The 23,972-nt window shown below is 72.8% G+C and carries 19 protein-coding genes; 8 read left to right on the top strand and 11 right to left on the bottom strand.

Annotated elements, in window-relative coordinates; genetic code table 11:
- Positions 1 to 153: 153 nt before the first annotated feature.
- On the bottom strand, positions 154 to 2,319 hold the full coding sequence (locus OH804_RS32980; RefSeq protein WP_406061552.1) for an ATP-dependent DNA helicase UvrD2: 2,166 nt from the start codon (positions 2,317 to 2,319) through the stop codon (positions 154 to 156).
- A gap of 92 nt (positions 2,320 to 2,411) precedes the next feature.
- Between OH804_RS32980 and OH804_RS32975 the strand changes: the two genes are divergently transcribed.
- The gene (locus OH804_RS32975) at positions 2,412 to 2,654 is read left to right on the top strand and encodes a mycoredoxin (RefSeq protein ID WP_030337579.1); all 243 of its coding nucleotides are present in this window, start codon (positions 2,412 to 2,414) and stop codon (positions 2,652 to 2,654) included.
- On the opposite strand, the gene OH804_RS32970 is transcribed toward OH804_RS32975, so the two are convergent.
- Positions 2,644 to 4,017, bottom strand: coding sequence for an MFS transporter (locus OH804_RS32970; RefSeq protein WP_406061550.1), 1,374 nt, complete (start codon positions 4,015 to 4,017; stop codon positions 2,644 to 2,646). The genes OH804_RS32975 and OH804_RS32970 overlap by 11 nt on opposite strands.
- A gap of 215 nt (positions 4,018 to 4,232) precedes the next feature.
- Here OH804_RS32970 and OH804_RS32965 point away from each other — a divergent pair, with 215 nt between their 5' ends.
- From OH804_RS32965 to OH804_RS32955, 3 genes are all read left to right on the top strand, one after another.
- Positions 4,233 to 5,213, top strand: a complete 981-nt coding sequence (locus OH804_RS32965; protein WP_196919631.1) for a helix-turn-helix transcriptional regulator — start codon at positions 4,233 to 4,235, stop codon at positions 5,211 to 5,213.
- 74 nt (positions 5,214 to 5,287) lie between these two features.
- Positions 5,288 to 5,527, top strand: a complete 240-nt coding sequence (locus tag OH804_RS32960; RefSeq protein ID WP_030337575.1) for a DUF397 domain-containing protein — start codon at positions 5,288 to 5,290, stop codon at positions 5,525 to 5,527.
- 260 nt (positions 5,528 to 5,787) lie between these two features.
- Positions 5,788 to 6,063: a hypothetical protein gene (locus OH804_RS32955; protein ID WP_196919632.1), complete on the top strand. Its 276-nt coding sequence runs from the start codon at positions 5,788 to 5,790 to the stop codon at positions 6,061 to 6,063.
- A gap of 127 nt (positions 6,064 to 6,190) precedes the next feature.
- On the opposite strand, the gene nudC is transcribed toward OH804_RS32955, so the two are convergent.
- From nudC to OH804_RS32935, 4 genes are read right to left on the bottom strand one after another with little or no spacing between them, the layout of a single operon-like run.
- Positions 6,191 to 7,150, bottom strand: coding sequence for an NAD(+) diphosphatase (gene nudC, locus OH804_RS32950; protein WP_196919633.1), 960 nt, complete (start codon positions 7,148 to 7,150; stop codon positions 6,191 to 6,193).
- A gap of 46 nt (positions 7,151 to 7,196) precedes the next feature.
- Positions 7,197 to 8,540, bottom strand: coding sequence for a M16 family metallopeptidase (locus tag OH804_RS32945; RefSeq protein WP_406061546.1), 1,344 nt, complete (start codon positions 8,538 to 8,540; stop codon positions 7,197 to 7,199).
- Positions 8,537 to 9,847 (bottom strand): pitrilysin family protein, encoded by a 1,311-nt coding sequence (locus OH804_RS32940; RefSeq protein ID WP_196919635.1) that lies wholly within the window; start codon positions 9,845 to 9,847, stop codon positions 8,537 to 8,539. Before OH804_RS32940 ends, OH804_RS32945 begins: the two co-directional genes overlap by 4 nt.
- A 10-nt stretch (positions 9,848 to 9,857) precedes the next feature.
- Positions 9,858 to 10,973, bottom strand: coding sequence for an LLM class flavin-dependent oxidoreductase (locus OH804_RS32935; RefSeq protein ID WP_196919636.1), 1,116 nt, complete (start codon positions 10,971 to 10,973; stop codon positions 9,858 to 9,860).
- A gap of 173 nt (positions 10,974 to 11,146) precedes the next feature.
- Here OH804_RS32935 and OH804_RS32930 point away from each other — a divergent pair, with 173 nt between their 5' ends.
- From OH804_RS32930 to OH804_RS32915, 4 genes are read left to right on the top strand one after another with little or no spacing between them, the layout of a single operon-like run.
- Positions 11,147 to 12,205, top strand: coding sequence for an ABC transporter substrate-binding protein (locus OH804_RS32930; RefSeq protein WP_406061543.1), 1,059 nt, complete (start codon positions 11,147 to 11,149; stop codon positions 12,203 to 12,205).
- Positions 12,202 to 12,981 carry an ABC transporter ATP-binding protein gene (locus tag OH804_RS32925; RefSeq protein ID WP_196919638.1) on the top strand — a complete coding sequence of 260 codons (780 nt, stop codon included), beginning with the start codon at positions 12,202 to 12,204 and terminating at the stop codon, positions 12,979 to 12,981. Before OH804_RS32930 ends, OH804_RS32925 begins: the two co-directional genes overlap by 4 nt.
- Positions 12,971 to 13,855, top strand: coding sequence for an ABC transporter permease (locus OH804_RS32920; protein ID WP_196919639.1), 885 nt, complete (start codon positions 12,971 to 12,973; stop codon positions 13,853 to 13,855). The genes OH804_RS32925 and OH804_RS32920 overlap by 11 nt, the downstream gene beginning before the upstream one ends.
- 1 nt (position 13,856) lies before the next feature.
- Complete coding sequence (locus tag OH804_RS32915) at positions 13,857 to 14,294, top strand: Rrf2 family transcriptional regulator (protein WP_196919640.1); 438 nt, start codon at positions 13,857 to 13,859, stop codon at positions 14,292 to 14,294.
- 106 nt (positions 14,295 to 14,400) lie between these two features.
- On the opposite strand, the gene OH804_RS32910 is transcribed toward OH804_RS32915, so the two are convergent.
- The 5 genes from OH804_RS32910 to OH804_RS32890 form a co-directional block, all read right to left on the bottom strand.
- Positions 14,401 to 14,601 carry a hypothetical protein gene (locus tag OH804_RS32910; protein WP_091406170.1) on the bottom strand — a complete coding sequence of 67 codons (201 nt, stop codon included), beginning with the start codon at positions 14,599 to 14,601 and terminating at the stop codon, positions 14,401 to 14,403.
- Positions 14,602 to 14,845: 244 nt separating this feature from the next.
- Positions 14,846 to 16,159, bottom strand: coding sequence for a DEAD/DEAH box helicase (locus tag OH804_RS32905; protein WP_196919641.1), 1,314 nt, complete (start codon positions 16,157 to 16,159; stop codon positions 14,846 to 14,848).
- Between the two features lie 222 nt (positions 16,160 to 16,381).
- A complete protein-coding gene (locus OH804_RS32900; protein ID WP_007464836.1) occupies positions 16,382 to 16,585 on the bottom strand; it encodes a cold-shock protein in 204 nt (67 codons plus the stop codon).
- 226 nt (positions 16,586 to 16,811) lie between these two features.
- On the bottom strand, positions 16,812 to 20,237 hold the full coding sequence (locus tag OH804_RS32895) for an ATP-dependent helicase (RefSeq protein WP_406061539.1): 3,426 nt from the start codon (positions 20,235 to 20,237) through the stop codon (positions 16,812 to 16,814).
- A gap of 64 nt (positions 20,238 to 20,301) precedes the next feature.
- A complete protein-coding gene (locus tag OH804_RS32890; RefSeq protein ID WP_406061537.1) occupies positions 20,302 to 23,892 on the bottom strand; it encodes an ATP-dependent helicase in 3,591 nt (1,196 codons plus the stop codon).
- Positions 23,893 to 23,972: the final 80 nt, after the last annotated feature.

The following is a 23,972-nucleotide window of genomic DNA, read 5'->3' as shown; positions in this document are numbered from 1 at the left end:
GCCGTCAGACGCTCATAGGTGAAGATCTTCACGGGTGCCACCTCCCTCACGTTCCTCGAATCGACTGGACCGACCTCGTGAGCAGCCGGAATGGCGCCGCTCGCGTGGTGTGTCCTGAGGCTATTCCTCGCGCCGGGGCGAGGGCAAACGAATTTACGACGAGATTTCGAAAGTTTTCTCCGGGCAGACATCGTCCACCCCGGCACCAGCCACGAGGGCCAGCACCGACTCCCCGTAGAGGCCCAGCTTCCGAGGGCCGATACCGGCGATGGCGATCAGCTCCTCCGACCGGCCCGGTCGCCGCTCGGCCAACGCGATCAACGTCGCGTCGGTGAAGACCACGTAGGCCGGGACCTTCTGCGCACCGGCCACCCGCTGCCGCCACTCGCGCAGCCGTTCGTGCAGCTCATCGTCTATGTCGGACGGGCAGGTGGGGCACCTGCCGAGCTTGCGGTCCGGGCCGGCGAGCAGTGTGGCGCCGCAGATCCGGCAGGAGACGATCTGGGTTCGCCGCCGCTCGGGACGGCGGGCCGGACCGTTGCTACCCGTCGCCCGTTCGGTGCCGCCGGAGCGGTCCAGTTGGGGCAGGAACCGCGACGGCCGCCGGGCCCGCCCGCCGGGCGAGCGCGCGGCGGCGTACGACAGCCACAGCCACTCCCGGGCGCGGGTGATCCCGACGTAGAGCAGCCGGCGCTCCTCCTCGACCTGCTCGACGGTCTTGGCGTACGTGGTGGGCAGGGTGCCCTCGGCGAGGCCGACCAGGAAGACCGCGTCCCACTCCAACCCCTTGGCCGAGTGCAGGGACGCCAGCGTCACGCCGTCCACGGTCGGCACGTGCTGCTGGGCGGCCCGTCGCGCCAACTCCTCGGTGAAGTCGGTGAGGGTGACCGGACGCTCCACCGAGGCGGCCTCGCCGATCGGCACGACCTCGGGGGTGGCCGCGTACTCCTCGGCGAGCTGGACCAGCGCGGACAGCGCCTCCCACCGCTCGCGGGCGGCGCCGCCGGCCGGGGGCGCGTCCGGGGCCCAGCCGACGGCGGTGAGCGCCTCGACGACGGCGACCGGCAGCGGTGTCTCCCCCGGGATCGAGCGGGTGGCGGCACGCAGCGCGACCATCGCCTGGCGTACCTCGGTCCGTTCGAAGAACCGCTCCGCGCCCTGCACGACGTACGGCACGCCGGCCTCGGTGAGCGCCTTCTCGTACGCCTCGGACTGCGCGTTGACGCGGAACAGCACGGCGATCTCCTTCGCTGGCGTGCCCGCGTCGATCAGGGACCGGCAGCGCGCGGCCACCGCGTTCGCCTCCGCCGGCTCGTCGGTGAAGATCCGCAGGTCCGGCTCGGGGCCGGGTGGGCGCTGCCCGCTCAACTCCAGTCGCAGACGCGCCTCGGTGCCCCGGGCCTGGGAGATCACCGCGTTTGCCAGCCCGACCACCTGCGGGGTGGAGCGGTAGTCGCGGACCAGCCGGACCACCGTGGCGTTGCGGTGCCGGCGGGGGAAGTCGACCAGGTACGCGGAGGTGGCCCCGGTGAACGAGTAGATCGTCTGGCTGGCGTCGCCGACCACGGTCAGGTCGTTGCGGCCGGCCAGCCAAGCGTCCAGCAATCGCTGTTGGAGTGGGTTGACGTCCTGGTACTCGTCGACCACGAAGTGCCGGTACTGGGTGCGGACCTGCTCGCCGACGTCCGGGTGCTCCTCGATGCCCCACACCGCGGCCCGCAGCATGTCCTCGAAGTCGATCACACCGTTCGAGCGCTTGAGCTGCTCGTACGCGGTGAACACGTCGGCGACCTTCGCTGGCTCGTGCGGTGTGTCGCGCAGTGCCCGGGCCGCGGCGACCACGTAGTCCGTCGGCTCGACAAGCGACGACTTCGCCCACTCGATCTCGCCGGCCAGGTCGCGGGCGGCGGCCCGGTCGGTACGCAGGCCGACCCGGGCGGCGGCGAGGGTGACCAGTCGGACCTTGCTGTCCAGCAGCTCGGGCATGGCGCGGCCGGCCAGCAGCCGGGGTGCGAAGTAGCGCACCTGGCGCAGCGCCGCCGCGTGAAAGGTCCGCGCCTGGACACCTTGCGCCCCGAGCAGAGTGAGACGGTGTCGCATCTCGGCGGCGGCGCGGGCGGTGAAGGTGACCGCGAGCACGTGCCGGGGTGAGATCTCACCGGAGAGCGCCCGGTGGGCGATTCGGGAGGTGATCGCGCGGGTCTTACCGGTGCCGGCGCCGGCCAGGATGCAGACCGGGCCGGCGGGTGCGGTCACCGCGGAGCGCTGCTCCGGGTCCAGCCCGGCGAGCACCTGTTCCGACGCTGAGTGAACCGCCACAACCAGGAATCATCTCAGCTCCTCCCAGCGTTGCAGCGAACAGCCTCGGCTTGATCCGCAAGCCGCGGCCGGAGGAGTTGGAGGATCCGACCATGCTGACGATGTATTCCACCCCCTGGTGCGGCTACTGCCACCGGCTGAAGTCGCAGCTCGACCGGGAGGGCATCGGGTACGAGGTGGTCGACATCGAGCAGGACCCGAAGGCCGCGGAGTTCGTGATGAGCGTCAACGGCGGCAACCAGACGGTGCCGACGCTGCGCTTCGCCGACGGCAGCGCCCTGACGAATCCCTCGATCACCCAGGTCAAGCAGCACCTGGAGACGCTCAACGCCTGATCTGCCGGTTCATTCTCGACGAGCGGCCGCCCCACCCGGGGCGGCCGCTCGTCGTGTTCCGGAGCGGGTCACGGCGGCGACGGTCGGTGGGTGCCGGAAGCTCGGGTCGGTCGGTGTCCTCGGCCGGTCGGCGGGGCGCCGGGAGCGTCGGGCGGGTGGGCGACGTCGGCGGGCGGGCCCCGGTCGGCGCGCTCAGGTGCCGGCCCCGCCACAGGTAGCTGCCGGCGGCCAGGGTGGCCACCCCGACCAGCGCGAACAGCAGCCGGTAGTCCAGGAACCCGACCAGCAGGGCACCCGCCCCGATGGAGAACGCCTGCGGCCCGCTGACCACCGCCTGGGTGGCGGCGGCGACCCTGCCGACCAGCGAGGGCGGGGTACGGCGCTGGATCAGCGTGTGCAACCCCACCATCGTCAGCGGGAGCGAGACCCCGGCCAGCAGCACCGCCGCGAACCCGAGCCGCAGATCGGGGTACGCGAGCGCGAGCGCGGCCGGCGAGAAGAAGGCGACCCCGGCGGCCAGCGTGCCGACCTCTCCGAGCCGGCGGACCAGCGTCGGTGAGCAGAGCCCACCGAGCAAACCACCCACACCCTGCACGGTGACCAGCACGCCCACGAACGCGGCATCCCGGTTCAGCCCCTGGTCGACGTAGGCGAAGATGAGCGACTCACTGAAGCCCATCACCAGTGATCCGAGCCCGTAGCCGAGCAGTGCCCGCCGCAGGGCCGGCTCGCCGGCCAGGTGCCGCAGGCCGGCGCCCAGTTCGGCTGGCCACCGCAGCCGTACGGCCGGCGGCAGCTGTTGCGGGGTGGGCAGTGCGGTCACCACCGCCGCGGCGGTCAGAAATCCGACCATGCCGATTCCGGCCAGCGCCCACCCGCCGAGCGCCGCGTAGAGCGCCGCGCCCACCAGCGGACCGACCAGTCGTATCCCCTGACGTACGGTCTGGAGAACTCCGTTCGCCTCGGCCAGCAGCTCGACCGGCACCATCTCGCGGATGAGCCCACTGAGCGCCGCGCCGAGCGTGATGGACGAGAGTCCGTACAGGGCGGCCACCAGGTAGACGATCCAGACGTCGCCCGCGTCGTGAACGGTGAACAGCGGGGCGAGCAGAGCCGCGGTCACCACGTTCGCAGCCACGAAGAACGGCCGGCGCGGGTAACGGTCGACGACCCAGCCGACCAGCGGTGCCAGCGTCATCGGCGCGATGACCGCGAAGATCGTGGCACCGGCCAACCCGTTCGAGCCAGTCAGATCCTTGACCCAGATGGCGAGTGCGAGCAGAAGGATCGACTCGGCGGTCATGCTGGCCAGCAGACCGCCGAAGAGCAGGCGGAAGTCGGGTCGGCGCAGGATCGTGCGCATGGGGTCCCTCCGGCGGGATGGCCTGCCCAGATGGGCGAGGTCGACGGGCCGCGACCTCGGGTCCGTCGTCAGCCGGCATTCCCGTGGTCCGATTTTCGCAAGACACGCCCTCGCCGGAACCTCCGACACCGGTCGCGCCGTCCATACTGACCGTGGGGGGCGAATTTCATACAGTTACCGTCGCGTCTGCGGCGGACGACGGGAAAGAGGACACTGTGCCTCCTGCCGCACCCAGCCCAATCCTGCGTCGTCGCCGGTTGGGCGTCGAGCTGCGCCGCCTGCGTGAGGCCGCAGGCTTCACGGGCGATCAGGTCATCGAGCGTATCGGTTGGGCCTCCGCATCCAAACTGTCCCGTTTGGAGAACGGCCGCAGCCGACCGGACCCACAGGACGTCAGCGACCTGCTCGACCTCTACGGCGCCGACCAGGCGCTGCACGACGAACTGCTGGGCATCACCAACGAGGCCGGCGACATGCGCGGCTGGTTGAAGAACTTCCCGGTGATGACGCAGCAACAGCGCGGCTGGGCCGAGTTGGAGGCGGGCTGCGCGGAGATCTCCGAGTACAACCCGGTGCTGGTGCCGGGCCTGTTGCAGACCCCCGGGTACGCCCAGCTGCGGATCGTGTCGGCCCGGCAGGTGAGCGCGGGCGCGGGCGAGCCGGAACCCGGCGACGAGCCGGAGACCGAGGTGCAGGCGCGGCTGGCCCGCCAGTCGCTGCTGACCCGGGAACCGCACGCTCCCCGCTACACCGCAGTGCTGGAGGAGGCGGCCCTCGGCCGTCGGGCCGGGCCGCCGGAGGTGCTGCACGAGCAGCTGCTCCAACTCTGTGAGCTGGCGCTGCTGCCCAACGTGGCCCTGCACGTGCTGCCCCGGGACACCCAAATCGGCAATTGGTACCTTCCGCCGACCGCCTTCTCGGTCTATCGGTTCGCCGATCCCCTCGATCCGGAGACATTGGCCATCGAAGGTGGCTTCACCGACGTCATGTCGACCGACACAATCACTCTAAATCGCTATAAAGTGGTGTTCGAGTGGCTATGCACGGCGGCACTTAACGCTTCGGACACCCTCTCCTGGCTGATCGAGGCGGCGGGACGGCTGACCGAGGCAACGCCCCCATCCACAGTGGCGTTCGGGCCGGCAACGGCGCCGACCCAACGCCGCCGGGAATCGGGGCGACTGACGGACCGGTGATCCACGGGGGACCCTCCGTCGGGGCGTGCGGCACCACTCGTCCCATCGGATCGCTGCACATCAGGAGCAGAACCATGAACGACATCCGCAACACGCCGTCCGTCTCCGCCCACTCGTTGGCGGACGCCCCGTGGCGTACCAGCACACGCAGCCAGACCTCCAACTGTGTGGAGGTCGCCCCGCTCGCCACCGGCCCGTCGGCGGTCGCCCTACGCGACAGCAAGGACCGGGGCGGTCCGGTGCTGCTGTTCAACCGCGCGGGGTGGCTCGGCTTCATCACCGGAGCGAAGAAGGGCCAGTTCGATCTGAACTGATTCGGTGACTGGTACGGGGCCGTCGGCGCACTGCCGGCGGCCCCGTCGCGTCGTACCCGCCGACTCCGTCGCTCGGCGACCCGCCGACTCCCTCGCTGGGCGACGCGCCGACCCTGTTGAGCAGCCATCCGCCGATCGGACGAGGCTCGAAACCGATAGGCGCGTTTCAGTTGCTGAGACGAACACGGGGCGTAACATGACCCTCGAATACGTGGAACTTCCACACTGGCTCTTCCGTCGCGGTTCATCCGGAGACCCTCATGCGGTTCCTGATCGTTCGCACCGACATCCGCGCCGTCGCTGACGGGGACATCGCCGCCGCCTGGGCGGACGGCCACCGACTTCGCGACGAGACGACCACGCCCGAGCCACGCCGGCAGATCGTGCACGCCGAGGACCGGGACGCCGCACTTCTGCTGGCTCGCGCCCTGGCCACTGTCGGCGCGGTCCGCGCCGGCAAGCAACGGGTCAAGGTCCTGCCGCTGGTCGAGCCGCGGCCCGCCTTCCGACACAGACCGGGCCGCACCGGCACCTGATTCCACAGGTCGTCCGTCGTGGTCGGACCGGCTCCCCCGCCGCGTTCATCGCACCCACCGACCACGACGGCCCGTGTTCCCGGCCCGTGACCGCCGCGGCAACGGCGGCCACGGGCCGGGACCGTGCTCAGCGGTCGGCGTCCACCCAGCCGTCCAGCCAACGGTGGATGAGGAACAGCGCGATCGACGACGGGGGCGGCAGGATCAGCCGGGCCCCATCGCCCACGTCCACCGTCTGCCCGGCCAACGCCGCCCCGATCTCCCGGCGGGAGAACCAGCGGGCGTACGCGATCTCGGACGGGTCGACCCGCACCGGCTCGGTCGGGTTCGCGGTGGCCAGGAAGCCGAGCATCAGCGAACCGGGGAACGGCCAGGCCTGGCTGCCCACGTACCCGATGCGCTCGACCCCGATGCCCACCTCCTCGCGGACCTCGCGCAGCACGGCCGCCTCCGCCGACTCCCCTGGCTCCACGTAGCCGGCCAGGCAGGAGTAGCGCCGACCACCCGGTGTGCCCTGCCAGCCGGCGTTGTTGCCGAGCAGACAGCGGCCGTCCGGCCCATCCACGCCGTCGTGAACGAGCACGATCATCGCCGGGTCGGTACGCGGCCAGATCCGCCCGCCGTTGCGGTCCACCCGGGACCAACCGGCCTCGTCCATCGCGGTAGGCGCGCCGGTGCTCGTCGAGTAACCGTGTCGGGTGTGCCAGTTGACCAGCGCCAACGCGGTGGTGAAGATGCCGGCCTCCCGATCGGCGAGCAGGTGACCCACCTCCCGGAGGTGGACCGCCCGGGTCCCCGGAATCGTCGGCAGCGGCGCGTCGACAGCGAAGACCGGCACCCCGTCCGGCTCGACACCCAGGAACATCGCGCCCGACTCGGAGCCGGCGGGCACGTCACCCGCCCCGAACAGCACCAACGTCGGCGGCGACGTCTCGGTGCGGGCGAGCGTCCGCCCCTCGTCGGTCGAATCGAGCAGCAGCACCCGGGCCCGCAACCACGCCTCGGTCAACCACTGCGAGTCGCCACGCCGGTGCGCCGCCCGATCCAGCGTGGACCGCGCCAACGGCGGCGCCGCCTCCCCGCTCACGCCGGCGCTCCGCTGCTGAGCCCCAGGGCTCGCTCGCTCCGCTCGTTCACGCCAACTGCTCGGTCTGAACAGTGGTCAGCGCTGCCAGCCCCGGAGTGATCCGCTCCGCGTCGCCGAGTACCACGATCGCCGCCCGAGCCGGTGCCAGGTAGCGGGCCGCCGCCCGCGCGACGTCGTCGATGCTCGCCTTCGCCAACCTCGCCGCGTACTCGGCGAGGAAGTCCAGGCGCAGACCGTTGCCCGCGTACGCGCTGGTCAACGCCGCCAACCCGGCCTGGGTGGACATGCCGAGCTGGAGGGTGCCCAGGGCGTACTGCCGGGCCTGCTCCAACTCCTCGGGCTTCGGCGCCAGCGACGCCAACCGACCCAGCTCGTACGTCGTCTCCAGCAGTGCCGGACCGGTGACCTCGGTGGCCACGTCGGCGGCGGCGACCAGCACCGACCCGGCGACGGAGTGCTCGATCACCGAGTGTGGGCCGTACGTGTAGCCCTTGTCCTCACGGATGTTCTCGACCCAGCGGGAGGAGAAGTAGCCGCCGAAGATCAGGTTGGCCAGTTGCAGCGGGGCGTGGTCAGGGTCGGTGCGCGACACCGCCGGCAGCGCGATCCGCAGCGAGGACTGCACCGAGCCGGGCCGGTCGACAAGCAGCAGCGGCCCCGGCTCCAGCGGCGGAGTCGCCGGCAGTTCGGCCGTACGCCCGGCACCCGACCAGCCGCCGAGCGCCCGCTCGGCCGCGTCCAGTGCCTTCTCCGGCTGCACGTCACCGACCAGCACCAACTGCGCGCCGGTCGGATGGACCCGCTCCGAGTGCAGGGTGCGCAGCGCCGCCGGTCGGACCGCTTGGATCTGACCGGGCTCCGGCGTCTGCGTCGCGTACGGGTGCCGGCCGTAGATCCGCTTGAGCAGCGCCTCCCGGGCCAGGTGCGCCGGTTGGCTCTGCGCCACCTGGATCCGGTCGACCAGCCGGTCCCGTTCGGTGGCCACCTCGTCGCTGGGGTAGCTGGCGCCGGTCAGCACCTCGGCCAGCAACTCCAGCATCCGGTCCAGACCGGTGACCAGGCCGGCGCCGGAGAGCATCAGCCGGTCCGGGTCGACGCCCGCGGAGAGCCCGCCGCCCACCTTCTGCAACTCGGCGGCGATCTGCACGCTGGTCATCGACTCGGTGCCGGAGAGCATGGTCTGCGAGAGCATCGCGCCGCGGGCCAGGTGGACCCGGCCGAACGGCACCCAGAGCCGCATCTCGACCAGGGGTACGGCGGGCCGGCGTACGGCGATCACGGTGAGCCCGTTGCGCAGTGTGCGCTCGGCCTGCTTGGGCACCGTGAGCTTGCGGGTGGGACCGAGCGGCGGCAGCGTACGCGGCCCGGCAGGAGCGGTGGTGACACTCATCGGGCGCCTCCGGCGATGACCTCGATGGCGGCCCGGCGCTCCGGGCGCACTGTGGCCGCGGCGGCCCGGACCTGCTCCTCGGTGACCTCGCCGACCAGCCGGGGCAGGTCGTTGAGCAGGCCCGGTTCGCCGCGTTGCTGCTCCAGCACGGCCATCCGCAGCGCCCGACCGAGCACCGCGTCGGTGTCCCGCAGCAGGTGGGTCGCCATCCGGGCCTGGGTGCGGGCCAGCTCACCGTCGGTCAGCCCGTCGGTGGCCAGCCGGTCCAACTCCTCGTCGATGGTGCGCAGCACCTTGTCCACGTCGCCCCCGGGCGGCAGGTGCGCCTGCAACAGCAGCGCTGTGGGATCGCGGACGTCGAACGGGTCGCCCATGAAGCCGAGGTATCCGCCGAGGCTGGTCACCGTGCGGTCGCGCTGCACCAGCCGCTCGACCAGCCGCGACGCGTCGCCGTCGGTGAGCACCTCGGCCAGCACCACGTACGGCAGGTAGCCGGCGAAGTCGGTGACCGGGTCGGGCACGCGCCAGGCGCCGGCCACCGCCGGCAGCGGCGCCAGGGCATCGGTGTACGAGGTGCGCCGCTCGGCGCTCAGGTCGGGCTCGGTGAAGTCGGGTCGTTGCGGTGCCGGCCGGGCCGGCACGTCACCGAAGTGCCGGGTGACCAGTTCGGTCGCCTCGGCCACGTCGATGTCACCGCTGACGGCCAGCACGGCGTTGCCGCTGGCGTAGTAGCGGCGGAAGAAGTCGGCGGCGTCGGCGACGGTCGCCGACTCCAGGTCGTCGAAGGAGCCGTAGCCGTCGTGGGCGTTCGGGAAGGTGTCGAACATGACCGGCGGCAGGGTCAGCCAGGGGAAGCCGCCGTACGGCCGGTTGAGGACGTTGACCCGGATCTCCTCCTTGACCACGTCGACCTGGTTGCGCAGGTTCTCCTCGGTCAGCCGGGGGCCGCGCATCCGGTCCGCCTCCAGGAACAGCGCGCGTTCCAGCGCGTTGCTCGGCAGCGTCTCGAAGTAGTCGGTGTAGTCCAGGTGGGTGGAGCCGTTGAAGGTGCCGCCCGCGCCCTGCACGTGCCGGAAGTGGGCCAGCTTCTCCAGGTTTTCCGAGCCCTGGAACATCAGGTGCTCGAAGAGGTGGGCGAAGCCGGTACGTCCCTCCGGCTCCGAACGGATGCCGACGTCGTAGACCACCGCCACCCCGATCACCGGGGCACTGCGATCGGGGGTGAGCACCACCCGCAGGCCGTTGTCGAGGGTGAACCGCTCGACCGGATACTTCGTCGCTGGAATTCTGGATCTCCGCGCCGCCACGGAGTCGACCCTAGCGCGTCGACACCTCCGCCACCCGCGACCTTCCCGGAGCCGCCGCGACCGGGGCCGTCACCAGGGGCAGCACCTCGGCGCCGACCCGCTCTGCCTCCTCGCGGTGCGGCCAGCCGGAGAGGACGAACTCGTCGACGCCGAGTGCCGCGTACTCGTCGATGCGGGCCGCGACCTCGGCGTAGCTGCCGACAAGCGCGGTGCCGGCGCCCTCGCGGACCAGGCCGACGCCGGCCCAGAGGTTCGGTGCGACGGTGAGACCGTCGGTGCGGCCGGCGTTCAGGGCGGCCATCCGGGCCTGACCCACCGAGTCCATCCGGCGGAACCGGGCCTGGGCGGCGGCGATCCGCTCCGGGCTCATCCCGGCCAGCAGTCGGTCGGCCTCCGCCCACGCCTCGGCGGTTGTCGGTCGGGCGATGACGTGCAGCCGGAGGCCCGTGCGCAGGGTGCGGCAGTGGTCGGCGGCGAGCGCCCGGACCCGGGCGACCCGGGCCGCTATCGACGCCGGCGGTTCACCCCACATCAGGTACACGTCGGCCTGCCGGGCGGCCACCGTCTCGGCGGCCGGGGACGCGCCGCCGAAGTAGACCGGCGGCGGCACGGCGAGCGGGGTGGCCAGGCCACCGCCGTCGACCCGGTAGTGCTTGCCGGCGTAGTCGAACGGCCCGCCGGCCCAGGCGCGGCGAAGCACGTCGACGAACTCGCCGGTGCGCGCGTAGCGGTCGTCGTGCCCGAGGAAGTCGCCGTACGCCCGCTGCTCGGCCGGGTCGCCGCCGGTGACGATGTTGAGCGACAGCCGGCCACCCGAGATGGCCTGGAACGCTTCGGCCTGCTGGGCGATCAGGGTGGGTAGCGCGAAACCGGCCCGGACCGCGACCAGCATGCCGAGCCGCTCGGTGTGCTGGGCGACCGCGGCGCAGACGATCCACGGGTCGGGGCAGCCGGCGCCCACCGGCGTGAGGACGGCGGTGAACCCGTTCTCCTCGGCGGCCCGGCCGACCTCGGCCAGGTAGGCCACCGTCGCCGCCCGGTCGTGCCGGGCGGCACCCGCGGTGACGGTGGCGGCACCGACCTGGTCGCCGTCGCCGGAGGTGGGGAGGAACCAGTGGAAGCTCATCGCGAAGTCGCCTCTCTGCCGGTGACCGATCGCCGATTACCCTAGCAACCTGATAGGAAATACCGACATAACTGAGACGCGCCATCCCGCCATGTGGATGGGCCTTGACGCTGACCGGAGCCTGGCCCACTCTTCCTACCAACTAAGTAGGAATACTGCGGATTGGATGGACGATGAGACGGCTCCCCCTGCGCCGGTTGGTCACCCTGGCCACCCTCGCCGTGGTCGGCGCGGCGACCCTGGGCAGCACCGCCGCGTGCGGCGACGACAGCGAGGGCGGCAGCTCCGGCCCGGTGACGCTGCGCCTCGGCTACTTCCCCAACATCACCCACGCGCCAGCGGTCGTCGGCGTGGAGAAGGGCATCTTCGCGGAGAAGCTCGGCACCAACGTCAAGCTGGACCCGAAGACCTTCAACGCCGGCCCGGCCGCCATCGAAGCGGTCTTCTCCGGCGCGCTGGACGCCACCTACATCGGTCCGAACCCGACCGTCAACGCCTTCTCCAAGTCCAAGGGTGAGGCCGTCCGGGTCATCTCCGGTGCCGCCTCGGGCGGCGTGGCGCTGGTGGTCAAGCCCGGCATCACCGGAGTGCAGGACCTGAAGGGCAAGAAGATCGCCACCCCGCAGCTGGGCAACACCCAGGACGTGGCGATCCGGTACTGGCTCAAGCAGCAGGGCCTCAAGACCACCAAGGAGGGTGGCGGCGACGTCAAGATCGTGCCGCAGGAGAACGCCCAGACCGTCGAGACGTTCAACAGCGGCGGGATCGACGGCGCCTGGGTGCCCGAGCCGTTCGTCTCCCGCCTGGTCAACGCCGGCGGCAAGGTGCTGGTCGACGAGCGCGACCTGTGGCCGGACAAGAAGTTCGTCATCACCAACCTGCTGGTGAGCACGAAGTTCCTCAAGGCACACCCGGACGTGGTGCAGAAGCTCGTCGACGGCCAGGTGGCCGCCAACGAGTTCGTCAACACCAAGCCGGACGAGGCGCAGCAGGCCATCTCCGACGCGATCGGCAAGATCACCGGCAAGCCGCTGGACCTGAAGCTGATCAAGCAGGCGTGGCCGACGTTGGAGTTCACCAACGACCCGATCTCGTCCTCGCTCAAGGCCGGGCTCGACCACGCCGTCGACGTGGACCTGACCGAGCCGGTGGACCTCAAGGGCCTGTACGACCTGAAGTACCTGAACAACGCGCTCAAGGCGCAGGGGAAGCCCGAGGTCGTCCAGCCATGACGTCGACCACGACGGCGCCGCAGAGCGCGACCACAGCGGTCGCGCTCTCCGGCGTGACCAAGGTGTACGGGCGCGGGGCGAACGCCGTCCTGGCCCTGGACGGTGTCTCGCTGGACGTCGCGCCCGGCGAGTTCGTCTGCCTGGTCGGTGCGTCCGGCTGCGGCAAGAGCACACTGCTCAACCTGGTGGCCGGGCTGGACCGGGTCAGCGGTGGGCAGATCACCCTGGCCGGCGACGCCAACCCGGGTCTGATGTTCCAGGAACCGGCGCTGTTCCCGTGGCTGACCGTCGACGCCAATGTGGAGGTGCCCCTCAAGCTGCGCCGGCTCCCCCGGGCCCAGCGCCGCGAGCGGGTGGCCGAACTGCTGCGCACTGTGCACCTGGCCGACTTCGGCCGTAAGCGCCCGCACGAGCTCTCCGGCGGAATGCGGCAACGCGTCGCGCTGGCCCGCACCCTGGCCCTGGACACCCCGGTGCTGCTCATGGACGAGCCGTTCGGCGCGCTGGACGCGATGACCCGGGACATCCTGCACGACGAGCTGGAACGGATCTGGTCCGAGCGCAAGCTCTCGGTGCTCTTCGTGACGCACAACGTCCGCGAGGCGGCCCGGCTGGCCGACCGGATCATCCTGCTCTCCAGCCGACCCGGCCGGATCATCTACTCCACCGAGGTGAACATCCCGCGCCCCCGCCGGATCGACTCCCCCGAGGTCGCCGCCATCGCCGCCGAGGTCACCGAGCGGCTCCGTACGGAGGTGGGCCGCCATGGCCAGTGACACCCTCACCAGTTCGGCGCGTACCGACGCGGAGATCTCCGGCCTCGACGCGCTGGAGATCGCCGGCCGGGACAAGGAGGTCTCCCGGGGCGCCCGGATCTGGGCGGCCACCTGGCCCAAGCTGGCCGCGCTGGCCATCGCCATCGCCGCCTGGCAGATCGTGGTCTGGACGGGCTGGAAGCCGCCGTACTCACTGCCGGCGCCACTGGAGGTGGGCCGCGAGCTGGTGGCCCAGGCCCAGGGCCCACAGCTCTGGGACGGCCTGCTCACCACGCTGCAACGGGCCGCCCTCGGGTACGTCTTCTCGGTCGCCGTCGGCCTGCTGCTGGGCCTCGCGGTGGCCCGGTCCACTGTGCTGCGCGCCGCCATCGGCTCGATGATCACCGCGTTGCAGACCATGCCGTCGATCGCCTGGTTCCCGCTGGCCATCCTGCTCTTCGAGCTGAGCGAGAAGGCCATCTTCTTCGTGGTGGTGCTCGGCGCGGCACCGTCCATCGCCAACGGGGTGATCTCCGGCGTGGACTACGTGCCGCCGCTGCTGGTGCGCGCCGGCCGCAACCTGGGCGCCCGGGGGCTCAACCTCTACCGGTACGTCATCGCACCGGCCGCCCTGCCGGCGATCGTCGCCGGGCTCAAGCAGGGCTGGGCCTTCTCCTGGCGCAGCCTGATGGCCGGTGAGCTGCTCGTGAGCGGCATCTCGCAGACCTCGCTGGGCGCCCAGCTCACCTACTCCCGCGAGTTGTCCGACGCACCCTGGCTGCTCTCCACGATGATCGTCATCCTGGTCGTCGGTCTGGTCGTGGACGCCGCGTTCGGTGCTGCGGACAAGGCGATCCGGCGCCGCTGGGGCGTACTGGACCAGGCTGGTCAGTGACGTGTTCGTCTCCGCGCGCAGCGACTACGCGCTCCGGGCGATGCTCGCCGTCGCCGCCGCCGGTGGTGGCGACGACGGCGACAGGGCCGGCGAGTTGGTGAAGGCGGCCAGCCTGGCCGAGGCGCAGGACATCCCGCTCAGCTTCCTGCAGGGCATCCTGCTCGACCTGCGTCGGGCCGGTCTGCTGCACAGCCATCGCGGCGCCGACGGCGGGTACGCGCTGACCCGCCCACCCGGCGAGATCACCGTCGGAGACGTGCTCCGCGCGGTCGGCGGCTCGCTCACCACTGTGCGCGGTCTGCCGGCCGAGCGGGCCGGCTATCACGGGGTGGCCGCCGGGCTTACCGACGTCTGGCTGGCGGTGCACGGGGCGATCGCCACTGTGGTCGACAGCACCACCCTGGCCAACCTGCTCACCCACACCCCCACCACCTCGTGAGCGGCGAAGGCGATGTGGTCGGGCCGGTGCCCCGCCGGCCCGACCACATCTCGTACCGATCCTGACCGGGCCTGCCCCTCTTCCGGCACCGGTAGGCCGGTCCTGCTCAGCCCACGTGTGCGGTCGCCGGGCCGAGGCCCGGGTCGCCAGGACTGTGCAGCTCCACCAGACCGGCGGGAGCGTTACCCGCCGGGGTGGCATGCCAGGGTGCGAAGGCCGCAACCATGGCGAGCAACAACCCGGCGAGCGCGACCGCGACCACCAGGATCAGTTCACGCAGTGCACCCGAGCCGGCTTCGCCCGCCATGGTCACCCCTCCCGCGCCGGGCCCCCCGCCCGACTTCCCCCGTCGGTCAGCCTCGACCACGACCGGCCGGGGCGCAGTCGGCCAGCCGACCCACCGGAGGCTGATTACCGACTCAGCGGAGCGGCCACCCGGCGCGGCCGGCTGACCGGTCGGGCGGCCCGGAGAGCCGACCGGCCCGGAACACCGCGCAGACAAAACCGACCCGCCCCGCCGAAGCGGGACGGGTCGGTCGACGCGCAGAAGATCAGACGGTACGCGGGCGACGCGGCCGACGGGACCGGCCCGACGCGCGGTGCGCCGGCCGGGCGCCACCATCGGTGGACGCGCCACCGGAGGTACGGGCCCGAGAGGCGGGCGCCGGCGGAGCGACGATGGTCACCGGCACGCCGGACGGCTCGCGAGCACCGGTCACCCGGGCCAGCGCCCCGTCACCAGCGCGCACCTGGACCGACTCGGGCCGGATGCCGGCGGTGGCCATCAGCCGGGACACGTCCCGGCGCTGCTCCGGCAGGACCAGAGTGACCACGGAACCGGACTCGCCGGCCCGGGCGGTACGGCCACCCCGGTGCAGGTAGTCCTTCGCCTCGGTCGGCGGGTCCACGTTGACCACCATGTCCAGGCCGTCCACGTGGATGCCACGGGCCGCCACGTCGGTGGCGACCAGGGCGGTCACCTGACCGTTGCGGAACTGCTCCAGGATCCGGGTGCGCTGCGGCTGGGACTTGCCGCCGTGCAGCGCGGCCGCGCGTACGCCCTTGGAGAGCAGTTGGCGGGCCAGCCGGTCGGCGCGGTGCTTGGTGCCCATGAACAGGATGGTGCGGCCCTCACGGGCGGCGATCCGGGTCAGGGCGTCGGGCTTGTCCGCGGCGTCGACGTGCAGCACGTGGTGGGTCATCGCGGTGACCGTCGCGGTGCCCGGGTCCACCGAGTGGGTGACCGGGTTGCTCAGGAAGCGGCGGACCAGCCGGTCCACGCCGCCGTCCAGGGTCGCGGAGAAGAGCATCCGCTGGCCCTGCGGCGCGACCTGCTCCAGAAGCTTGGTGACCTGCGGCAGGAAGCCCATGTCGGCCATCTGGTCGGCCTCGTCGAGCACGGTGATCTCGACCTGGTCGAGCCGGGCGTCGCCACGGTTGATCAGGTCGTGCAGCCGGCCGGGGGTGGCGACGACCACTTCGGTACCGGCGCGCAGGGCGTCCGCCTGCCGCTGCAACGACAGGCCGCCGACGACTGTGGCGCAGCGCAGCCCGACGGCGCGGGCGTACGGGGCCAGGGCGGTGGTGACCTGCTGAGCCAGTTCGCGGGTCGGCACCAGCACCAGGGCCAGCGGACGACCCGGCCGCGCCTTGCGGCCGGCGGTGCGGGACAGCAGCGGAAGCCCGAAGGCGAGGGTCTTGCCGGAGCCGGTACGACCCCGGCCCAGCACGTCCCGGCCGGCGAGCGAGTCGGGCAGCGTCGCCGACTGGATCGGGAACGGCTCGGTGATGCCCTGCGCGGTCAACGCGGTGAGCAGCGCCGGCGCCAGACCGGTATGAGCGAAAGAAGGAATAACTGTGGTCATGCGGAAGCCTTCCTCGACGCGGCACGTGTCGAGGGAGGGCGCCGAAGTCGGCGCTGTCACCGGCGGAAAAAGGCCGCCAGGACTCACAAGCACGAACCGAAGGGAGTACAGGCCGGCCCGCCGCCGGGCCGCCGCCTGCGTGAGCAGACGACAGCGGGGCGGGCCGGTCCCGTCACCGTCACACCCGGAGGGCGCGACAGGTAATGCTGACCGATCCGAAGATCAGAGCGGGCGGATGTTCTCCGCCTGCGGGCCCTTCTGGCCCTGGGTCACCTCGAACTCGACCCGCTGGTTCTCGTCCAGGCTCCGGTAGCCGGAGGACTGGATCGCCGAGAAGTGGGCGAAAACGTCGGCGCCGCCGCCGTCGGGGGTGATGAAGCCGAAGCCCTTGTCAGCGTTGAACCACTTCACGGTGCCAATAGCCATGTGTTTCGTCTCCTTGACGGAACGTCGGACACGCACTTGTTGCGTGCCCGAAGAGGAGCGCTCCGCGCGGGGATGCGCGAATCGCCTGTCGCTTCTGGTCGCCCCGCCCGGAGAACTCCGGACACAACAAAGAGCGCCTGGGGCCACAATCCCGCCAGGCGCACACAGAGTCTCTGGTAACCAAAACTGCAACCCGGTCAACCTACCACGGTTTTCCCCGCGATGGTCAATGTTGGGCAGAATCCTCGGGCAACTGGGCGATCATGGCCGTGAGGCCTGTCACATCGAGGAGGTCGGCGGGGCGGACCGTCACTCCGTGCCGGACGTAGTGGAACGCCGCGCCCACCCGGTCGACAGGCACGCCGGCCAGCTCAGCCCAGGCCAGCCGGTACACGGCCAGCTGCACGGCGGCCACGTCGGCCGCCGTCCCGGTGGGCTGCGCTCCGGTCTTCCAGTCGACCACGTCGAACCGACCACCCGGCCGGGCGAAGACCGCGTCCATCCGGCCCCGCACCACCACTCCGGCGATCACCGTGGCGAACGGCACCTCCACCTCCACCGGTGACCGGTCGGCCCACTCACTGGCCAGGAACCGCTCCTGAAGCTCGACCAGCGCCTCGTCGGGTGCGGCATCGGCGTCGGCCGCGCCGGGCAGCTCGTCCAGGTCCAGCAGGCGGTCGGCGCCGAAGCGCTGCTCCAACCAGGCGTGGAAGGCGGTGCCTCGGCGGGCGTACGGGTTGGGTTCGGCCGGCACCGGGCGGCGCAGCGTACGGGCCAGCGCCGCCGGATCGCGCCGCAACGCGACCAGCTGGGTGACGCTCAGCGCCCCGGGCAGCGCCACCTCGACCGCACCGGAGAGCCGGGTCAGCTCGGCGCGCTCCGCCAGCAGCAGGTCCGCCTCGCGCTGCCAGCGCGCCACCTCCGGATCCACCTCCGGCTCGGCTGGCTCGACCGGCGACCCGTCCGGCGTGACCGGACCGGCGAGCACCGGCCCGACCGGCCCGGGGAGCGCCGCCGCCGGACCGTCGGCCATCAGGCGACGCACCAACCCGGCCGCCTCGGCCAACGCTGGCCGGCGACCACCCAGCGGGTCGGCCGGCCACTCCGCGCGGAGCACCACCTCGGCCGTCGGGTTCGTCGCGTCGGGCGTCGGCTCCGGCGCCCACGCGTCGATCAGGTGCCCCGGCCCGCCGTCGAGGCAGGCGTCGTACACCTCCCGCAGGAAGACCGACGGACCTCGCGGTCGCTTCGTGCCCTCCCCCCACCAGTAACCGGAGCAGAGCAGCAGCCGGCGCGGCCGGGTCACCGCCACGTACGTCAGCCGGCGCTCCTCCCGCTCGTCGTGGGCCCGCCACGCGTCGGTGAAGTCGGTCACCGCCCGCGCCACGGCCCGCTGGTCCCCGGCCTCGTCGAGCGCCAACTCGGGCAGCCCGTCGGCGTCGCCGCGCAACGGGAACGGCAGCACGCCCAGCCCACCCAGCCAGTGGTCGGAGTTGCGGACCGGCCCCGGCCACAACCCACGACTGAGCCCGGCCACCGCCACCACGTCCCACTCCAGGCCCTTGGCGGCGTGCGCGGTGACCACCTGCACGGCGCCCTCCACCACCTCGACCTCGCCCGGCGCCAGACCACGCTCCTCGTCCTCGGCGGCGGCCAGGTAGGACAGGAAACCGGACAGCGTCGCGCCGGGCGTCTCCCCGCTGAACCGGGCCGCCACGTCGCCGAGGGCATCAAGGTGCCCCCGGGCCAGGCCTGCGTCGCCGGCGCCGTCCCGGCCGGCCCGAACCGCGACCTCCACGTCCAGGCCGATGGTCCGCTCGATGTCAGCGATCAGGTCCGGCAGCGCCTGGTCCAGTCGGTAGCGCAGCAGCGCCAGCTCCCGGCCGTACGCGCGCAGCCGCGCGAACCCCTCCGCCGAGTACGCCTGCGCCGGCCCGAGGTCGGCCAACGCCTCCACCAGGGTCGCCTCGTCCAACAGGTCGGGGCTGATCTCCGAGGCCTCGTCGGCGGCCACCTGCCGCCGGGCGTTCGCGATGGCCCGAGCCCGCCGGTGCAACGCCACCAGGTCACGCGGCCCGATCCGCCAACGGGCGCCGGTGAGCAACCGCAGCAGCGCGGCGCCGTCGGTCGGGTCGGCAAGCACCCGCAGCGTGCACACCACGTCGCGTACCTCGGGGGTGTCCAGCAGGCCACCCAGCCCGACCACCTCGACCGGCAGACCCCGCTCGCGCAGCGCCGACTCGATCGCCGGGATCTGGCTGCGGACCCGGACCAGCACGGCTGTCGTCGGACGCCGCGCCACCGGGATGTGCTCCGGGGCCGCGCCCGGCATCCCGGCCGCCCCGCGCCAGGCGGCGAGCACGCTGTCGGCGATCCAGTCGGCCTCGTCGGCGTACGTGGTCAGCATCGCGCAGTGCACGGTGCCGCCGGCCGCACCACCCGGGCTGCGGTGCGGGATCGGGTCCCGGACGGTCAGCGCGGAGCGCAGCTCCGGCACCCGGGCACCCGCCGCCCGCAGCGGGGTGGAGAGCGCGTTCGCCACCCGGAGGATCTCCGGGCGGTTGCGCCAACTCGTGGTGAGCCCCAGCGCCGGGGCCGGCTCACCGTTGGCGCGTGCGAACTCGGTGGGGAACCGGTCCAGGGTGCCCGCGCTGGCCCCCCGCCAGCCGTAGATCGACTGGCACGGGTCGCCCACCGCGGTCACCGGGTGCCCGCCACCGAACAACGCGTTGAGCAACACCACCTGGGCGTGGCTGGTGTCCTGGTACTCGTCGAGCAGCACCACCCGGAAGCGGTCCCGCTCGATCACGCCGACCCCCGGATGGTCCCGGGCCACCCGGGCCGCCCGGGCGAGCTGGTCGGCGAAGTCCATCGCCTCGAAGTCCTCCTTGCGCCGGGCGTACGCCCGCACCAGCGGCAGCAGACGCAACCGGGTCTGCTGGAGGGTGAGTGCCTTGCGCACGTCGGCGTACACCCGACCCGGCCGGGACTGCACCTCGGCAAAGAACCGACCGGTCCAGGCCGCCAGGTCGTCCGGCGCGACCAGGTGCTCGTCCAGCTCGCCTGCGAGCGCCAGCACCGCGTCGGTGATGGTGCTCGGCATCCGGTCCACCTCGGACATGTCACCGTCGTAGTTGCGCACCAGCAGGTCGACCAACTGCCAGCGGGACGCCTCGGTGAGCAGCCGGGTGGACGGCTCGTAGCCGGCCCGCAGCCCGTGCTCGGTGACGATCCGCCCCGCGTACGAGTGGTAGGTGGAGACTGTGGGTTCGCCCGCGAGCGGGTCGTCCAGTGGGTTCCGTTCCTGCCGGCCGAGGCGGCGGATCAGCTGGTCGAGCCGGGTCCGTACCCGATGCGCCAGCTCCCCGGCCGCCTTGCGGGTGAAGGTCAGCCCGAGGATCTGCTCCGGCCGCACGTACGAGTTGGCCACCAGCCAGACCACCCGGGCGGCCATCGTCTCGGTCTTGCCCGACCCGGCGCCGGCGACCACCAGCAGCGGCTCCACCGGGGCGGCGATGATCGCGGCCTGCTCCCGGGTGGGCGCCGGCAACCGCAGCAGCTTGGCCAGCTCCACCGGTGTGTACCGGGGGCCGGAGTCCGCGAGTCGGGGCGTCGGCGCGGGACCCGCGCCGAACAGGGTGGGCTGGCTCACGGTGCCGTCTCGGTTCCCCACACCGGCGCACTCCTCGCCCTCACGCGCGACTGGGCTCGCAAGCTCACTCCTCGCCCTCACGGGTGCGTCGAACGGTGGGCGGCTCGACTACCTGGCGCCCCTGCCCGGAGACCGGGCAGCTGGTGCGCACCGGGCAGACCCGGCACTTCGAGTTGGCCACCGCGGCGAACGTGGCGGCTGCCATCGTATCGGCGGTCCTTCGGACCAGCGCCGTCGCCCAACCGGCCGCCGGCCCCTCGCTGGCCGCCGGCTGATTCTGCTCCCTGGCGTCCTTGGCGGAGGTGCCGAGCTGCACCAGCGCGGCACCCCCGGACTCGTCACCGAACTCGGCGAACGCCCCCGCCTCCACCGCCGCCTGGTACGCGCCGAGCTGTGGGTGCTCCGCCAGGTCGGTGCCGGTGACAGCTGTGGACTTACCGGTCTTCAGGTCGATCACCACGAGCCGTCCGGCCTCGTCCACCTCCAACCGGTCGACCCGACCGGTCAGGTCGACGGGCCTGTTCGGGTCGTCCAGGCGGACGGCGAACTCGTGCTCGATGGCGAGCAACCGACGGGGGTTGGTGGCCAGCCAGCGCAGCAACTTGTCGACCATCGCCTCGGCGCGTTCCCGCTCCGGCCCGGCCATCCACCGGGCCGCCAGCTCGATCGCGTCGAACCGGGCGGCCACGTAGTCGAGCAGCGCCCCCCGGTCGGCGCTGGCGTCCTCGGCGAGCATCGCGGCGGCGTGCACCAGGTTGCCCACCCCCTGCGCGGTGCTGGTCGGCCCGCTGCCGCCGTGCCGTTCCAACAACCAGCGCAGGCTGCACCGCAGCGCGCTCTCCATGGCCGACGGGGTGACCCGCACCGGTTCACCGTCGTCGACGAGCGGCCGGTCGTCGGAGAGCACCCGCAACCCCCACCAGTCGTCCGGGTGCGCGCCGGGCACCCCGGCGGAGGCGAGCCGGGCCAGTTCGGCCGCCGCGGCGCGCCGCCGGGTTGCCGGGGCGGCCGGGTCGGTGATGGCGGTACGCAGTTCCGCGACCAACGCCGGCAGGGTGAGCGCCCGGGGTGGACGGGTCACCGGCAGCGCCCCGGGGCGGTCCGGCTCCTCGTCTGCGGTCTCGCCCGCCGCAGCGCCACCCCCGCTGGCGCCCGGGGACCGCTCGGTGCGGGGACCGGGCGGCGGGGTCGGCGCTGTCGGCGGAGTGTGCGGCGGGCCCGGCAGGGTGGGCAGGGTCGGCGTTGGCGGCGGACCCGGCGGAGTCGGCGGCGGCGGCAAGCTCGGCGGGGTGCTCGGGCCCAACTCGTGCAGGAACCGGCTGGGCTGTTCCTCGTGATCGTCACCGCCGACGGCGGCCGACGCCACGGCGCTGACCAGCAGCCGGTGCCGGGCTCGGCTGATCGCGACGTGGAAGAGCCGGCGCTCCTCGTCCAGCAACGCCGAGGTCTGACCCACCACGTTCGCCGCGGTCGCGCCGTCGACCGACCGGCCGGCCAGCACATCGACCAGCCGCTCGGAGCCGAGCAGGCTGCCGCGCAACCGCAGGTCCGGCCAGATGCCCTCCTGCACGCCGGCCACCGCGACCAGGTCCCACTCCAGGCCCTTCGCCGCGTGCGCGGTGAGCAGGCGTACCGCAGCACCCCGGTCGGCGGTCGGGGCGATGGTGTCGGCCGGCAGGTCCTGGGCGAGCACGTGGTCGAGGAAGACCTCGGTACGAGCGCCGGGCAGCCGGTCGGTGAACCGTGCCGCCGCGTCGAAGAGGACCAGCACGGCGTCCAGGTCGCGGTCGGCCGCCTCGGCCCGCCGACGCCGGGCCAGGTCGCCCTCGCCGGCCTCCGGACGCCCCTGGTTGATCGCGCCGGCCCACCGATCGGCGAGACCACTGGCGTGCCAGACGGCCCAGAGCACGTCCTCGGCGGTCGCACCCGGCCGGGCGGCGGCTTCGCGTGCGATGGCCAGCAGACCGGCCACCGCCTGCGCCGGCTCCGCCCAGCGCCGCTCGATGCCGGCCAGCTCCTCCGGATCCTGCAAGGCCTCGACGATCAGCTCCCCGGAGGGCCGTCGGTCACCGCCAGCCAGCGCGAGCGCCCGCAGGCCCTGCCGCAGCCGCCGCTCGGCCAACGGATCGGCCCCGCCCAGCGGCGAGTGCAGCAGCGCGACGGCCGCCTCCTCGTCGAGTCGTTCCGGCTCCAGCGCGCAGCGCAGCAGGAGCAGCAGCGGCGCGACAGCCGGTTGCAGGTGCAGGGGCAGATCCTCACCGTGCACCACGGTGGGTACGCCGGCAGCGTGCAGCGCCCGTCGCAGGGTGGGCAGCTGCAACGCGGTCGACCGCACCAGCACCGCCATCCGTGACCAGGGCACGCCGTCGAGCAGGTGGGCCGAACGCAGCGCGTGGGCCAGCCAGGCGGCCTCGCTGGTCGCCGAGCGGAACGTGTGCACCTCGACCACGCCGGGCGGCGCGTCCGGCAGGGGGTGCAGCCGACGGTGCGCGGCCGGACCCCGCAGCCGGCGACCCAGCCGGGCGATCGCCGCGAGCAGACCCGGCCCGGCCCGGTACGACGTGGTCAGCAGCACCTGTGCGGCCGGCGCCCCGGAAGCCGTCCGGAAGCGGTGCGGGAACGTCGCCACCCCGGCCGGGTCGGCACCCCGGAAGGCGTACGTGGACGAGTCCGGGTCGGCGAACGCGACAAGCGACTTGCCGCCGCCCGCGATGACCGACAGCAGCTCCAGTTGGGCGGGGTCGGTGTCGGCCAGCTCGTCGAGGTAGACGTGGGCGAGCCGACGGCGTTCGGCGGCCAGCAGCTCCTCGTCGTCGCGCAGCAGCCCGGTGGCCGCCCGGACCAGTTCCGCCGGGTCGTATGCGATGGAGCCCCGGTTGCTGACGTCGCGCAGCGCGAGCACGGCGACGTACTCCCGGAGGAAGCGGGCGGCGGCCGGCCAGTCGGCGCGGCCGAGCTTCTCGCCCAGCCGGGCCAGGTCGACCGGGCCGACGCCGCGTTCGGCGGCGCGCATGAGCAGGTCGCGCAGCTGACCGGCGAACGCCCGGGTCCGGAGGGCGGGGCGCAGGTCGGTCGGCCAGCCGACCGGGTCGTCCTCGGGCTCCTCGCCCACCACGTCCAGCAGCTCACGGATGATCAGATCCTGCTCGGGGCCGGTGAGCAGCCGGGGCGACGGTTCGCCCCGCTCGGCGGCGGCGCGGCGGAGCAACCCGAAGGCGTACGCCGGGAAGGTGCGCACCAGCGGCTCGCGCAGCACCCGGTGGCCGTCCTGCGCGACCCGGGCCTCGATGCGCTGCCGCAGCGCGGTGGCGCCTCGCCGGCCGAAGGTCAGCACCAGGATCCGTTCGGGGTCGACCCCCTCGGCCACCCGGGCGGCGACCGCCTCGACAAGCGTGCTGGTCTTGCCGGTGCCCGGGCCGCCGAGCACGAGCATCGGCCCGTCGGTGTGCCCCACCACCTCGGCCTGCACCGGATCGGCCCGCCAGCCACCGTCGACGACGGCCAGCTCGGGCCCGGCCACGCCATCGGGCCCACCCGGCGCGCCGACACCGCCTCCGGACAGGCCGCCGTTGGCGGGCCCGGAAGCGCTGTCAGGCGTCGCCCCGTCCCCCAGCGGCAGCCCTCCGGGCCGCCGCACCAACCGGTACGCCTGCATCAGCTCATCCCATCAGACCCATACGACACCCACCCACCCAAACCTGACCCCCACTCCCCTACCCCATCCACCCCCGTCGA

Source organism: Micromonospora sp. NBC_00860 (assembly GCF_045207375.1).
In the GTDB taxonomy this organism is placed as follows: domain Bacteria; phylum Actinomycetota; class Actinomycetes; order Mycobacteriales; family Micromonosporaceae; genus Micromonospora; species Micromonospora vinacea.
This window is presented reverse-complemented; position numbering and strand designations above follow the sequence as displayed.